Annotated in this window: 10 protein-coding genes; 7 read left to right on the top strand and 3 right to left on the bottom strand. The window is 62.9% G+C overall.

Annotated elements, in window-relative coordinates:
• The 6 genes from BM160_RS18515 to BM160_RS18490 all read left to right on the top strand — a co-directional run bounded on the left by BM160_RS18515 (nt 1) and on the right by BM160_RS18490 (nt 5,736).
• On the top strand, nt 1–1,095 hold the full coding sequence (locus BM160_RS18515) for a cell division protein ZipA C-terminal FtsZ-binding domain-containing protein (RefSeq protein WP_092007649.1): 1,095 nt from the start codon (nt 1–3) through the stop codon (nt 1,093–1,095).
• A 27-nt stretch (nt 1,096–1,122) separates the two neighbouring features.
• Nucleotides 1,123–3,222, top strand: a complete 2,100-nt coding sequence (gene ligA / locus BM160_RS18510) for an NAD-dependent DNA ligase LigA (RefSeq protein ID WP_092007648.1) — start codon at nt 1,123–1,125, stop codon at nt 3,220–3,222.
• A 32-nt stretch (nt 3,223–3,254) separates the two neighbouring features.
• Nucleotides 3,255–3,971 (top strand): MgtC/SapB family protein, encoded by a 717-nt coding sequence (locus tag BM160_RS18505; RefSeq protein ID WP_092007647.1) that lies wholly within the window; start codon nt 3,255–3,257, stop codon nt 3,969–3,971.
• Between the two features lie 135 nt (nt 3,972–4,106).
• Nucleotides 4,107–4,304, top strand: a complete 198-nt coding sequence (locus BM160_RS18500; RefSeq protein WP_092007646.1) for a hypothetical protein — start codon at nt 4,107–4,109, stop codon at nt 4,302–4,304.
• A 50-nt stretch (nt 4,305–4,354) separates the two neighbouring features.
• Entirely contained in the window at nt 4,355–4,894 is a 540-nt protein-coding gene (gene def, locus BM160_RS18495; RefSeq protein WP_092007645.1) for a peptide deformylase, read from the top strand.
• Nucleotides 4,895–4,986: 92 nt separating this feature from the next.
• On the top strand, nt 4,987–5,736 hold the full coding sequence (locus BM160_RS18490; RefSeq protein ID WP_092007644.1) for a class I SAM-dependent methyltransferase: 750 nt from the start codon (nt 4,987–4,989) through the stop codon (nt 5,734–5,736).
• On the opposite strand, the gene BM160_RS18485 is transcribed toward BM160_RS18490, so the two are convergent.
• Both BM160_RS18485 and map read right to left on the bottom strand, forming a co-directional pair.
• Complete coding sequence (locus BM160_RS18485; RefSeq protein WP_092007643.1) at nt 5,733–8,324, bottom strand: [protein-PII] uridylyltransferase; 2,592 nt, start codon at nt 8,322–8,324, stop codon at nt 5,733–5,735. The two genes, BM160_RS18490 and BM160_RS18485, sit on opposite strands and share 4 nt — an antisense overlap.
• 59 nt (nt 8,325–8,383) lie before the next feature.
• Complete coding sequence (gene map, locus BM160_RS18480) at nt 8,384–9,214, bottom strand: type I methionyl aminopeptidase (protein WP_092007642.1); 831 nt, start codon at nt 9,212–9,214, stop codon at nt 8,384–8,386.
• Nucleotides 9,215–9,453: 239 nt separating this feature from the next.
• Between map and purL the strand changes: the two genes are divergently transcribed.
• A complete protein-coding gene (gene purL / locus BM160_RS18475; RefSeq protein ID WP_092007641.1) occupies nt 9,454–13,479 on the top strand; it encodes a phosphoribosylformylglycinamidine synthase in 4,026 nt (1,341 codons plus the stop codon).
• A gap of 80 nt (nt 13,480–13,559) precedes the next feature.
• Here purL and BM160_RS18470 read toward each other — a convergent pair whose 3' ends face one another.
• Nucleotides 13,560–14,564: a DUF4377 domain-containing protein gene (locus BM160_RS18470; protein WP_092007640.1), complete on the bottom strand. Its 1,005-nt coding sequence runs from the start codon at nt 14,562–14,564 to the stop codon at nt 13,560–13,562.
• Between the last annotated feature and the right edge of the window lie 18 nt (nt 14,565–14,582).

Genomic DNA, 14,582 nt, shown 5'->3' with positions numbered 1-14,582 from the left:
ATGAGTACATTACAAATCAGTTTAGCGATGGTGGGCGGCTTGGTGCTGGCGGGCGTGGTGGCCCACAGTGCCTGGTCCACGCGTAAAAATCTGCCCAAGCAGGCCAGCCCCAAACCAGTGCCCGAGCCCGAGTCCGCGCCAGCGCAAGAGCCCACGCTGGGGCAGGCGCCTGACGCGCTGGCCGAGCGGACGGAGCCCAGTTTTGACACCGATGCCAGCTTTGATGCCGACGCCAGCCTGGCGGCACTGACCCAACTCACCGCCCCCGAAAAAAAACCCGGCCTGGATGCCCTGATTGACGCCATTGCGTCTGTGGCGCTGGAGTCCGCGATTTCGGGCGAGGCCGCGTTGGCGGCCATGCCCAGCACGCGCCGGGTTGGCAGCAAACCCTTTGCCATCGAGGGCTTGAACGCGCTCAGTAGCGAGTGGGAGTTCCCTGCGGCCGGCCAGCGTTACAGCGCCTTTCAGTGCGGCGTGCAACTGGCCAACCGGACCGGTGCGCTGAACCAGATCGAATATTCTGAATTTGTCATCAAGACCCAGACCTTTGCCGACGCCATAGGCGGCGAGGTGGAGTTTGCGGAAATGCAGGGTGAGGTGGCACGCGCCCGTGAACTGGATCAGTTTGCCAGCACGCATGATGCTCAACTGGGCTTTTCCCTGCGTGCGGTCCATGCGGCCTGGAGCCCGGGTTATGTGCAGCAAAGCGCAGCCAGCCTGGGTTTTGTGGCCGGTGCTGTCCCCGGGCGCATGGTGTTGCCCGGCACTCAGCCAGGCCAGGCGCCGATTCTGGGCCTGCACTTCGACTCGCAGGCGGCCATGGCCGAAGACCCGGAGCAAACCGCGCTGCGCGAGCTCACGCTGTCGCTGGACGTGCCGCAAGTGCTGCGTTCCGAGCAGCCTTTTGTGCGCATGTGCGAGCTGGCCCTGGCGCTGGCCGCCAGCATGGACGGCGTCATCACCGATGACAAGGGCAGCCGCATCCGGCCCGAAGCCATGGAGGTGATTCACGCCGACCTGGAAAAGCTTTATGACATGCTGGACGAGCGCGAGCTGTCGGCCGGCTCGGTACTGAGCCGGCGCCTGTTTTCGTGAGTTTTTTTGTCTTCTTTCACCTGTCCCATGGCCACCCTTGATCTGTTTGCGCAGCCTTCTCCGCCGCCGGCCTCCATCGCCGAGCAGGTTTCGGACTTGCGCGCCGCACTGCATGAGCATGCCCACCGTTACTACGTGCTGGATGAACCCAGCATTCCTGACAGCGAGTACGACCGGCTGTTCAAGGAGTTGCAGGCGCTGGAAGCCGCCCACCCCGAGCTGCTGACGTCCGATTCGCCGACCCAGCGCGTGGGCGGCAAGCCGTTGGACCAGTTCGCCAGCGTGCGCCACAAGGTGCCCATGCTCAGCATACGCACCGAAACCGATACCGAAGCCAGCGGTGCGCAGAACTTTGACACCCGCGTGCGCAAGGAGCTGGGCTTGACGCCGGCCGACCCCCCGGTCGAATACGTCGCCGAACTCAAGTTCGACGGCCTGGCCATGAGCTTGCGCTACGAGCATGGCGTGCTGGTGCAGGCCGCCACGCGCGGCGACGGCGAGGTCGGCGAAGACGTGACGCAGAACATCCGCACCATCAACCAGATTCCACTCAGGCTGCCGGCGGATGCTCCACCCGTCATTGAGGTGCGCGGCGAGGTCTATATGCGGCGCGCCGATTTTGAAGCTTTGAATGAAAAGCAGCGTGAAAAGATCGCCCAGGGTGCCAAGGGCGAAAAAACCTTTGTCAATCCGCGCAATGCGGCGGCCGGTGGCGTGCGCCAGCTGGACCCGGCCATCGCGGCCCAGCGTCGCCTGAGCTTTTTTGCCTACGGTCTGGGCGAGATCACGCCGCCCGAGCAGGGCGGGCCCAGCTTCAACACCCATTACGAACTGCTGAAAACCCTGGAATCATGGGGTTTTCCGGTTGCAGCCCAGGTGGGACGTGCGCAGGGTGCTACTGAATTAATAGCGTTTCACCAGCGCATGGGCGCCGCGCGCGACAGTCTGCCCTATGACATCGACGGCGTGGTCTACAAGGTCAACAGCCTGGCGCTGCAACGGCAAATGGGCTTTGTCACGCGCGAGCCGCGCTGGGCCGTGGCGCACAAATACCCGGCGCAGGAGCAACTCACCACCGTGCTGGCCATTGACGTGCAGGTAGGCCGCACCGGCAAGCTGACGCCGGTTGCCAAATTAGCGCCGGTGTTTGTCGGCGGCGTCACCGTGACCAATGCCACGCTGCACAATGAAGACGAAGCGCGTCGCAAGGATGTGCGCGTGGGTGACACGGTGATCGTGCGCCGTGCCGGTGACGTGATTCCCGAGGTGGTCAGCGTGCTGCTGGACAAGCGCGTGGCCGATGCGCCGCAGTTCACCATGCCGCGCCAGTGCCCGGTGTGCGGCTCGGCCGCCGTGCGGGAAGAGGGCGAAGCCGACTACCGTTGCACCGGCGGCCTGTTTTGCGGCGCCCAGCGCAAGGAAGCCATACTGCACTTCGCGCACCGGCGCGCGGTGGAGGTTGAAGGCCTGGGCGACAAGCTGGTCGAACAGATGGTGGATGCCAACGTGATCCGCACCTTGCCCGACCTTTACAAGCTAGGTTTCACGGCCCTGGCCAGCCTGGACCGCATGGCCGACAAATCGGCCAACAAGCTGCTGGAAGCGCTGGAAAAGTCCAAACAGACGACCTTGCCGCGCTTTCTGTTTGGCCTGGGCATTCGCCATGTCGGCGAGGCCACGGCCAAGGAGTTGGCGCGCCATTTCGGCAAGCTCGATGCCATCATGGACGCGACCGAAGAGCAGTTGCTCGAAGTCAGCGATGTCGGCCCCATCGTCGCCCAGAGTCTGCGCACCTTTTTTGAGCAGCCGCACAACCGCGAGGTGGTGGAGCAGCTGCGCGCCTGCGGCGTGACTTGGGAAGAGGGCGAGCCGGCGGCGCGGGCACCCCAGCCCTTGTCGGGGAAAACCTTGGTGATTACCGGCACCTTGCCCAGCTTGAGCCGGGATGAGGCCAAGGACATGGTGGAAGCCGCGGGCGGCAAGGTGGCCGGCTCGGTCAGCAAAAAAACCGATTACGTGGTGGCCGGCGCCGAGGCCGGCAGCAAGCTACTCAAGGCCCAGGAGCTGGGCCTTGCCATCATTGACGAGGCGGGGCTGCTGGCCTTGCTGACATCTTCATCGGGCTGAAGCGGCTCGTTTGACTAGGACCAACACCTGACATGCAGTCTTTTCAGGACATCAACACGGCCTCCTTGCTTGAAACGCTGGTCAGTCTGGTGGCCGCTTTCATACTTGGCGGCCTGATTGGCCTGGAGCGGCAATACCGCCAGCGTACGGCGGGTTTGCGCACCAATGTGCTGGTGGCGCTGGGCGCGTCGATTTTTGTCGACATGGCCAGCAGCCTGACTGGCAGCGAAGGGGCGGTGCGCGTCGTGGCCTATGTGGTGTCTGGTATTGGTTTTCTGGGCGCCGGCGTCATCATGCGCGAAGAGGGCAATGTGCGCGGCCTGAATACGGCGGCCACCTTGTGGTGTTCAGGTGCCGTCGGTGCTTGCACCGGTGCCGGCCTGGTGATAGAGGCGGCCATGGGAACATTGTTTGTGCTGGCCGCCAACACGCTGCTGCGTCCGGTGGTGGACAAAATCAACAGCCAGCCGCTGGACGTCCAGTCCGCGGAGGTGACCAATACCGTCTATGTCGTCACCAGTAGTGAGCGCCAGAAAGAAGCCCTGGCGCTGCTGGAGAAAGAGCTGGAAGACCTGCACTATCCGACGCGCGATCTGGAGGTTCACCCCTTTGGTGGCGAGAACGTCAAGATCGAGGCGACGCTGGCGGCGACGTCCGTGAATGGGGCCGTCATGGATTTGATCGTCGAGCACCTTGCCGCCTTGCCCATGGTGCGCCAGGCCTACTGGAGCGCCAGTACCACTGAGTAGTCACTGAATAGCGCGGGTAAGGGAGCCGGCCAGCAGGCCGCCTTACTTACAGGGGGTTACCGGAGTTTGCACGCCGTATGTCAGGCTTCGGGTGTGCTCGCACGTTGAGAGACTCTGGATACACAGGAGTCTTTTATGAATATCAAACGTTTTTCCGCCTTGCTGGCCAGCGCCGGCCTGGTCGCTTTATTGTCTGGCTGCGTGGTCGCGCCGCTGGGGGCTAACGCCTACGGCGCTTACCCGGTTGGGCCCTCCGTTTATGTCAGCCCGCCAGCGGTGGTGGTGCCTGCACCCGGTTACTACGGTTATCGCGGCCACCGGTATTGGCGTTAAGTCTGGGGTAGATGCGCCTGAAGTGATCGCGGCGCCGCGATAATTGGTCCATGACCATACGCGAAATTCTCAAAATGGGCGACGAGCGACTGCTGCGCGTGGCCCAGCCCGCCACGGCCTTTGACACGGACGCGCTGCATCTGCTGATCTCGGACATGTTTGACACCATGCGTGCGGTCAACGGCGCCGGCCTGGCGGCGCCGCAGATTGGCGTGGATTTGCAACTGGTGATTTTTGGCACCGACCAGGTCAACCCGCGCTATCCCGATGCGCCGCTGGTGCCGCGTACCGTGTTGCTCAATCCAGTCATCACGCCCTTGGGACCCGAGGAAGAGAGCGACTGGGAAGGCTGCCTTTCGGTGCCCGGCCTGCGCGGCGTGGTGCCACGGTTTTCGCGCATACGCTACACCGGCTTTGACCAGTACGGTGACCCGATTGACCGCACGGTGCAGGGCTTTCACGCGCGCGTGGTGCAGCACGAGTGCGATCATCTGATAGGAATGCTCTATCCCATGCGGATACGCGACCTCGGCAAGTTTGGCTATACCGAGGTGCTGTTTCCGGGGCTGGATACGCCGGCTGACGACTGATTCTTCCCGGTGAGGCCGTAGGCGTACACTGCAGGGTCGGTTGAGGCTATGTTGCCTCGTTTGAGCGTGTTGTACGCAAGGAAGTTTTCCGGATGTCACATGCTCCCGATTCGGGACTGGCTCATGTCATTGAGCCGATTGCTTCGCATCCCTACCAACTCAAGTTTGAAACGGTCAGCGGCAGTGGCGAAGACCTGCAAATGCGCTCCTTGCTGGACCGGCAACAGTTTCACGACCCGCTGGGTGAGGCCGAGCGTGAGGGCATTTCTTCCTCGGCCTGGCCGATTTTTGGCCTGCTGTGGCCCTCAGGCCGGGTGCTGGCCCATGCCATGCTGACCTATGAGCTGGAAGGCAAGCGTATTTTGGAGCTGGGCTGTGGCCTGGCACTGGCCAGCCTGGTGGTGCACCGGCGCGGGGGCAACATCACGGCCAGCGATTGCCATCCCCTGGCGGCCGACTTTTTACGGGAAAACCTCAAGCTCAACCACCTGCCGGTCATGAAATACCAGACCGGCAACTGGTCGCGTGCCAATCCGCTGTTGGCGCGGTTTGACCTGATTATTGGCAGCGATGTGCTCTACGACCGGGATCAGCCCGAGGCGCTGTCGCAATTCATAGGCCTGCATACTCAGCCGGATGCGGAGGTCTTGATCGTCGACCCGGACCGTGGCAACCGGGCCAGTTTCAACCGCAAGATGGACGCCATGGGTTATGCGCGCAGCGAGACACTGATTTCAACGCTGCCGGGCGGCGCTACCAAGTACAAGGGCCGTCTGCTGCGCTACCGCAAGAGCGCTGGCGCCTGCATGGCCAAGGCCGGGCCTGGCCCTTTGGGCGTCTAAGCGTTCAGCGCTTCCAGCAACTCGGTCTCTATGGCGATCTGCGCCTTGTTGTGCTGCAGTTCGGGGCCATCGATCAAAAAAGTATCTTCGACGCGCTCGCCCAGGGTGGTGATCTTGGCGAGCTGGAGATTGATCTTGTGCCGGGCCAGCACGCGGGCGATCAGGTAGAGCAGGCCGACGCGGTCGCTGGCCGAAACGCTGAGCAGCCAGCGCTGGGCTTTTTCATCGGGCCGCAAATCCACCCGCGGCGCAATCGGAAAACTTTTGACCCGGCGCGACACCCGGCCTTTGCCGGGCGGCGGCAGCGGGCCAGGCTCTTCTATGGTGCGGTCCAGGTCGGCTTCGACCATGGCTGCCAGTTCGCGGTAATGCTCGGCCAGCGTCGGGCTGATGACCTGGAAGGTGTCAATGGCGTAGCCGTTGTTGGCGGTGTGGATCTTGGCGTCCAGGATGCTGAACCCGGCCTGGTCAAAGTAGCCGCAGATGCGCGCGAACAAGTCGGGTGCGTCGGGTGTGTAGACCAGCACCTGCATGCCTTCGCCCGCCAGTGAGCGGCGGGCGCGAACAATGGCCTTGGCCTTGCCGACATGGCGCGACAGCTGGCGCGCATGCCAGGCGATGTCGCTGGCCTCGTGGCGCATGAAATAACTCACGTCCAGCGTGTCCCACAGTGCCTTGTGCCCCTCAAAAGGTTCGGCATGCAGGGCCAGTGTGGTCAGGGCTTCGCGCTTGCGGGCTTCGACCTCGGCGTCGGCATCGGGCGCGCGGCCACCCAGCACACGCAGGGTGTAGCGGTAAAGGTCTTCCAGCAGCTTGCCCTTCCAGGCATTCCAGACCTTGGGGCTGGTGCCGCGTATGTCGGCCACCGTCAGCAGATAGAGTGCCGTCAGGTAGCGCTCGTTGCCCACGCGCTGGGCGAAAGCGGCAATCACTTCGGGGTTGCTCAGGTCTTCCTTTTGGGCGATGCGGCTCATGCTCAGGTGCTCGCCGACCAGGAATTCGATTAGCTTGGCGTCTTCGCTGGCAATGCCATGCTGGCGGCAGAACACGCGCACCTCCTTGCGGCCCAGTTCGGAATGGTCGCCGCCGCGGCCCTTGGCAATGTCGTGAAACAGCGCGGCAATAAAAAGTATCCAGGGCTTGTCCCAGCCGGCCGCCAATTGCGAGCACATGGGGTACTCGTGCGAATGCTCGGCCATGAAGAAGCGCCGCACGTTGCGCAGCACCATCAGGATGTGCTGGTCCACCGTGTAGACGTGGAACAGGTCGTGCTGCATCTGCCCGACGATGTTGCGGAACACCCAGAGGTAGCGGCCCAGCACCGAGGTCTGGTTCATCAGCCGCAGGGCGTGTGTGATGCCCTCGGGTTGCTGCAGGATGCGCCTGAAGGTGGTGCGGTTCACCGGGTCGCGGCGAAATGCGCCGTTCATCACGCCCCTGGCGTTGTACAGCGCCCTCAGGGTACGCGCCGACAGGCCCTTGATGCCCACCGTGGTCTCATACAGCAAAAAGGTTTCCAGGATGGCGTGGGGCTGGCGCACATACAGGTCGTCGCTGGCGACTTCCAGCATGCCGGACTTGTCCAGAAAACGTTCGTTGATGGGACGCAGCGGATAGGTGTCGGGGTTGAGCCGCTCTTCGATGTTGAGCAGCAAAATCTGGTTCAACTGGCTTACCGCCTTGGCGGCCCAGTAATAGCGCCGCATCAGCGCTTCGCTGAGGCGGCGCGGTCGCTTGCTTGCCTCGTCGGCCTGGGCCCCATAGCCGAAGGACTCGGCCACGGCGGTTTGCAGGTCGAACACCAGCCGGTCTTCACGGCGGCCGGAAATCAGGTGCAGACGCGCGCGCACCATGCTGAGCAGCGCCTCGTTGGCCTTGATCTGCCGTATTTCAAAAGCCGTGGCCAGGCCGTTTTTGGCCAGCTCGTCCCAGGACTTGCCCAAGCCGGCCGCCCGCGCTACCCACAACAGCACCTGCAGGTCGCGCAGGCCGCCCGGCGACTCCTTGCAGTTGGGCTCCAACGCGTAGGGCGTGTTTTCAAATTTGTTGTGGCGCTGCCGCAGCTCCAGCGTTTTGGCGATAAAAAAGGCCTTGGGATCGAGGATGGCATCGAGCTGGCGTTGCAGGCGCAGGAAGTTGCTCTTGGACCCGGTGATCAGCCGCATCTCCAGCAAGGAGGTCTGCACCGTAACGTCCTTGGCCGCTTCTTCCACGCAGTCGGCCGCCGTGCGCACGCTGGAGCCTATTTCCAGGCCGCCGTCCCAGCAATTGCTGATGAAGCCTTCCACCTTGGCCTTGAGCGCCGGATCGTTTTCGACTTGCGCATCGTCGGGCAGCAGCAGCAAGACATCGATATCGGAATGGGGGAAGAGCTCACCCCGGCCAAAGCCGCCGACCGCCACCAAGCAGACAGAGGCCGGAAAATCGGCCTGCTGCCACAGCTGCTGCAAGGTGGCGTCGGTATGTTTGGCCAGCTTTTTCAGCAGGCCGTGTATGCCCCTAGTCGAGGCGCCGCTGCTTGCCAGCGAGGCCAGCAGCGCGGCCTTGCCCGCCCGGTATTGTTCGCGCACTTGCAGCAGTTCAGTCATACCAGCTCATCCAGGGGTGAACACATGCGGGCGCGGGGATGCGCCGGGGGGCGGGGTGATCAGGCGCCGGCCTGCTCCGGGCTGCTTTGCGGAACAAAGGCGGGAATCGGCGGGCTGCCGGCGGAGAGCGTCAGCACCTCGTAGCCGGTTTCGGTGACCAGCACGGTGTGCTCCCACTGGGCCGAGAGCGAGTGGTCGCGCGTCACGATGCTCCAGCCGTCTTTTTCCGGGCCGTCCTTGATGTCGCGCTTGCCGGCGTTGATCATGGGCTCAATGGTGAAAATCATGCCGGGCTTGAGTTCTTCCAGCGTACCGGGCCGGCCGTAATGCAGCACCTGCGGGTCCTCATGAAACTTCTGCCCAATGCCATGGCCGCAAAATTCGCGCACCACGGAAAAACCATTTTTTTCGGCAAAAACCTGGATGGCATGACCGATGTCGCCCAGCCGGACGCCGGGCTTGACGCGCATGATGCCGTGCCACATGGACTCATAGGTGATGTGGCACAGCCGCTTGGCGGCAATCGAGCAGTCGCCGATCAGATACATGCGGCTGTTATCGCCGTGCCAGCCATCCTTGATGACGGTCACGTCGACGTTGACGATGTCGCCTTTTTTCAGCGGCTTGTCATTGGGAATGCCGTGGCAGACCTGGTGGTTGACCGAGGTGCACAGGGATTTGGGGTAGGGCACATAGCCCGGCGGCTGGTAGTTGAGGGTGGCGGAAATCGAGCCCTGCGTGACCATGCACTCGGAGGCCAGCCGGTCGATTTCGTTGGTGGTGATGCCCGGCTTGATAAAGGGGGTGATGTAGTCCAGCACCTCGGAAGCGAGCCTGCACGCCACGCGCATGCCTTCAATACCTGCGGCGTCTTTGTAAGTAATACTCATGGCCCGATTATCCCACCGGACCACTGGCAGTGCATTTCCCGCGTCAGCACCAGCTATTGCGGGCTGCCAGCGCCGGCGGCCAAATTAGGCGCATGAACGCGCGCAGCCCGGACTCGCTGGTAAAATTACGGGTTAACGCGTACCCTGCAGGCCTTGCCAAAGCACTGGCTGGCGGGCGGCGCGACACCCCAGCAACAGCCCATGCGCTGCCAACCTCCCACTACAAGGCCACCGCTACCGTGACCCTGCACCTGACGACTTTTGAGGGCGAAGCCCATGGCATCAGCGCCCTGAGCGACTTTCGCGTCCAGCAACTTCTTCCCCGCCTGCAAGCGATTCACGACAAGATCGTGGGCATCAGCGCCCGGTTTGTGCATTTGGTGGCCAGCGAGGCCGCGCCCTCCGAGGCCGTCAAGACCCAGCTGGCGGCCTTGCTGACCTACGGCGAGCCCTGCTCAGAGCCGGCCGGCAGCGCGGATCAGGCCTTGCTGTTTATTGTTTCGCCGCGTTTTGGCACGGTGTCGCCCTGGGCCTCCAAGGCGACCGATATCGCGCACAACTGCGGCCTGGCCATCAAGCGCATAGAGCGCATTACCGAATACCGCCTGACGCTGAAATCCGGTTTTTTCAGCAAGAGCGCCTTGAGCGAGGCGCAGCACCAGCAGGTGGCGGCCTTGCTGCACGACCGCATGACGGAAAGCGTGATGTTCGAGCGCGCCCAGGCGGCCGGTCTGTTCACCGAATTGCAGGGCGCGCCGCTGCAAACCATAGACGTGCTGGCCGGTGGCAAGGCGGCGCTGGAACGCGCCAATACCGAGTTCGGCCTGGCGCTGGCGGCGGACGAAATTGACTACCTGGTCAACGCCTTCACCCAGCTCAAGCGCAACCCGACCGACGTCGAGCTGATGATGTTTGCCCAGGCCAATAGCGAGCATTGCCGCCACAAGATTTTCAACGCCGACTTCACGATTGACGGCGTGGCCCAGGACAAAAGCCTGTTCGGCATGATTCGCAACACCGAGAAGCTCAACCCCCAGCACACGGTGGTGGCTTACTCCGACAACGCCTCCGTCATGGAAGGCGGAAAAATCCAGCGTTTTTATGCGAAATCGACCTCTAGCGCAGATGTGGCATGCGCTACCAGCTATCAAAGCTATAGCGCTTCCGAGGACGTGCTGACGCATGTGCTGATGAAGGTTGAAACCCACAACCACCCCACGGCGATCTCGCCATTCCCCGGCGCCTCCACCGGCGCCGGCGGCGAAATTCGCGACGAAGGCGCCACCGGTCGCGGCTCCAAGCCCAAGGCTGGCCTGACCGGCTTTACCGTGTCCAAGCTGTTCGACGGCGACTACGGCAAGCCCGAGCACATCGCCAGTCCGCTGCAAATCATGACCGAAGGCCCGCTGGGTGGCGCGGCCTTCAACAACGAATTTGGCCGCCCCAACCTGGCCGGCTACTTCCGCGAGTACGAGCAAACCGTGGGCGGCGAGCGCTGGGGCTACCACAAGCCCATCATGATCGCCGGCGGCGTCGGCACCATTGATGCCCAACTCACCAAGAAAATCCTGTTCCCGGCCGGCACTTTGCTGATCCAGCTCGGCGGCCCCGGCATGCGCATTGGCATGGGTGGCAGTGCCGCCAGCTCCATGGCTTCGGGCGCCAATGCGGCCAGCCTGGACTTTGACTCGGTACAGCGCGGTAACCCCGAAATCGAGCGCCGTGCGCAAGAGGTCATCAACCAGTGTGCCCAGCTTGGCACGGCCAACCCGATTCTGGCGATCCACGACGTGGGTGCCGGCGGCCTGTCCAACGCCTTCCCCGAACTGGTGAATGATGCCGGGCGCGGCGCAAGTTTTGCACTGCGCGCCGTGCCGCTGGAAGAAAGCGGCCTGTCGCCCAAGGAAATCTGGAGCAACGAGAGTCAGGAACGCTACGTCATGGCGATTGCGCCCGAGTCGCTGCCGCAGTTCCAGGCCTTTTGCGAGCGCGAGCGTTGCCCGTTTGCGGTGATTGGCGTGGCCACGGAAGAAAGGCAGCTGGTGCTGTCTGATCAGGGCGCTGCCTCGCCGGTCGACATGCCCATGAACGTGCTGCTGGGCAAGCCGCCCAAGATGCACCGCGACGTGACCACCGTGACGCGCGCCATCAAAGCGATTGACCTGACCGGCGTGGAGCTGCAAAAGAGCGCGATTGATGTGCTGAGCCACCCGACGGTGGCCTCCAAGCGCTTTTTGATCACCATTGGCGACCGCACCGTGGGCGGCATGACGCACCGCGACCAGATGGTCGGCCCGTGGCAAGTGCCGGTGGCCGATTGCGCCGTCACCTTGGCCGACTACCAGGGCTTTGCCGGCGAAGCCATGAGCATGGGCGAACGCACGCCGCTGGCCGCTAACAATGCCGCGGCATCGGGTCGCATGGCGGTGGCTGAGGCCATCACCAACTTGCTGGCCGCACCGATTGAGCTGCCGCGCGTCAAGCTGTCTGCCAACTGGATGGCCGCCTGCGGCGAGCCGGGTCAGGACGCCGCGCTGTACGAAACCGTCAAGGCTGTCGGCATGGAGTTGTGCCCGGCGCTGGGCGTATCGATTCCCGTCGGCAAGGATTCGCTGTCCATGCGCACGGTCTGGAGTGACGACAGCCAAGCCAAGAAAGTCACCTCGCCGGTGTCGCTGATCGTCAGCGCCTTTGCCACCCTGGCCGATGTGCGCGGCACGCTGACGCCGCAACTCAATGCAGAGGAGGCCGACACCACGCTGATCCTGATCGACCTGGGCAAGGGTCAGATGCGCATGGGCGGCTCCATCCTGGCGCAAAGCCTCAAGCTCGAAGACGGCGCAGTGCCCGATCTGGACGAGGCCAAAGACCTGGTCAACCTGGTCAACGCCATCAATGCGCTGCGCGCCCAGGGCCAGATCCTGGCCTACCACGATCGCAGCGACGGCGGCTTGTTCGCCACCGTTTGCGAGATGGCTTTTGCCGGCCATGTCGGCGTGTCGCTCAATATCGACATGCTGCTGCTCGAAGGCGACGGCATCAGCGACAGCCGCATGGATGCCGGTGACAGCAAGAACTGGGCAAAGCAAGTCGGCCCGCGCCGCGAAGAGCTGACGCTCAAAGCCTTGTTCAACGAAGAGCTGGGCGCCGTGATTCAGGTGCGCACCGAGTCGCGCAACGAGGTCATGCAAACCCTGCGCGAGCACGGCCTGTCCAAATTCAGCCACTTCGTCGGCAAGACCCGGCCGCAACACGCTGCGCTGGAAATCGGCAAGGGCGAAGTGCAGATCTGGCGCGACACCAAGTCGGTGTTCAGCGCCAAGCTGCACGACTTGCATCAGGTCTGGGACTCGATCAGCTGGAAGATCAACCAGCAGCGCGACAACCCAGCCTGCGCCGATGCCGAGCACGCCGCCGCCGGCGAGCCGAGCGATCCCGGCTTGCATGTGCACCTGAGCTTTGAGCCCGCCAAGCTGCCGGCTGCGCCGGCGCTGAATCTGTCGCGCCCCAAGGTGGCGGTGCTGCGCGAGCAGGGCGTCAACTCGCATGTGGAAATGGCTTACGCCTTCACGCAGGCCGGCTTTGAAGCCATAGACGTGCACATGACCGACCTGCAAACCGGCCGGGCCCAGCTGGCCGATTTCAAGGGCGTGGTGGCCTGTGGTGGTTTCAGCTATGGCGACACCCTGGGTGCCGGCATTGGCTGGGCGCGCTCCATCACCTTCAACCCGGTGTTGGCCGACCAGTTCAAGGCCTTCTTCGGTCGCCTCGATACCTTTGGTCTGGGCGTGTGCAACGGCTGCCAGATGTTTGCCGAGCTGGCCGACATCATTCCGGGCGCTCAAGCCTGGCCGCGTTTCACCACCAACCAGAGCGAGCGTTTTGAAGCCCGCTTGAGCCAGGTTGAAGTGCTGGATTCGCCCAGCCTGTTCCTGCAAGGCATGGCCGGTACGCGCCTGCCCATCGCGGTGGCTCATGGCGAGGGCTATGCCAACTTTGCCTATCGCGGCGATGCCAGCAAGGCGATTGCCGCCATGCGTTTCACCGACAACCACGGCCAGCCGACGGAGGCCTATCCGGCCAACCCCAACGGCAGCGCCGGCGGTTTGACCGCAGTGACCACGCTAGACGGCCGCTTCACCGCCATGATGCCGCACCCCGAGCGCGTGTTCCGCAACATCCAGATGAGCTGGACCAGCCTGGACAAGAGCGAGCTCAGCCCCTGGACGCAGCTGTGGCTCAACGCGCGCAAGTGGGTGGCTTGATCGGCGTGATCCCATAAGGCCGCATGCTGGTCACGCCACTCGCGGCGTGACCAGCATGTCCCAGCCAAGGGCGCCGGCGCTTAGCGAATGACCGGCAGCTTGTCGAGGATACGCACCAGCGTGTAGCGCAAGCTCGAAGCATCTGCTGGCGGATTTTGAACCGGCTCCACCGCGACTTGGAGGCGATAACGCCAGCCTTCCTGAAAGTTGAAGCCTTCAATCGGGGCATGGAAGTTTGTCCACTGGCCGCCTGCTTCGCGCACCTGCAGGCATTGCATGGGCGCCACGCCTACGCAATTGACTTTGGTCGGCGCGACTTCAAGGATCTTGTGATTGGCTTCTAGCTTGGTGCTTTGCATCCACTGCTGGCTGAAAACCTCCAGCAGGCGTAGCCGCTTTTCGTTGGTGCGTGCGTTGCGCTCGACGACGACGCGCATCTGGTAACGGTAGCCTGGCACATAGTCGAAGCCTTCTATGCTGGCCTCGCTAAAGCGTCCCCAGCTGCTGCCCTGACTCAAATCCTCAAGTTGCAGATACTTGGGCGTTTTGTCGCCGTCCAGTTCCGGGCCGAGTTGCGGCGCCACATTGATGATTTTGCTTTCTGTCGCGACAAAGCCTTGCGGGGTGTGGCCCGTCAAACGAAATGACAAGGTGGATTCGCCGCGCAAGCTCAGGTTTTTTCCATCGGCTGAAACATCAAAGCTCCGCACGCTCTGCAGCGCCTGGCTATAGAGGTCTTCCGCCTTCATCAGCGAAGCAGGGCCCGCCATGCGTGTTGAAAACAAGTGGTTGATGGTTATTTTTTTGCCATCCAGCGTGTAGCTTCCACCTATGGAATTCAAACCCACCGAGGCGTTCAAGCGGAGGTCTGTGAATTTCAAGAAGGCTCGCTGCTCCAGCCCTGCGTATTCAGGCGAAATCAATTCCCATTGCGTCCATGCCAGTGCGCTGTTGGCGCTGGCCTGTTGACTTGCCGTGGCTGCTGCAGCGGGCGTTTTTGTGGCTCCTGCTGCAGGCAATGAAGCACTCAGCAATAGCAGCGAAAGTGCGCCGCAGCCGAGCAGCTCCTTGGTCAATGACTTCATCTTTATTCTTCTCCGGTT

Origin of the sequence: Polaromonas sp. OV174 (genome assembly GCF_900112285.1) — a bacterium.
Lineage (GTDB): Bacteria > Pseudomonadota > Gammaproteobacteria > Burkholderiales > Burkholderiaceae_C > Polaromonas.
The sequence above is the reverse complement of the archived record's forward strand: the minus strand, read 5'-3'. Positions and strand labels throughout refer to the sequence as shown.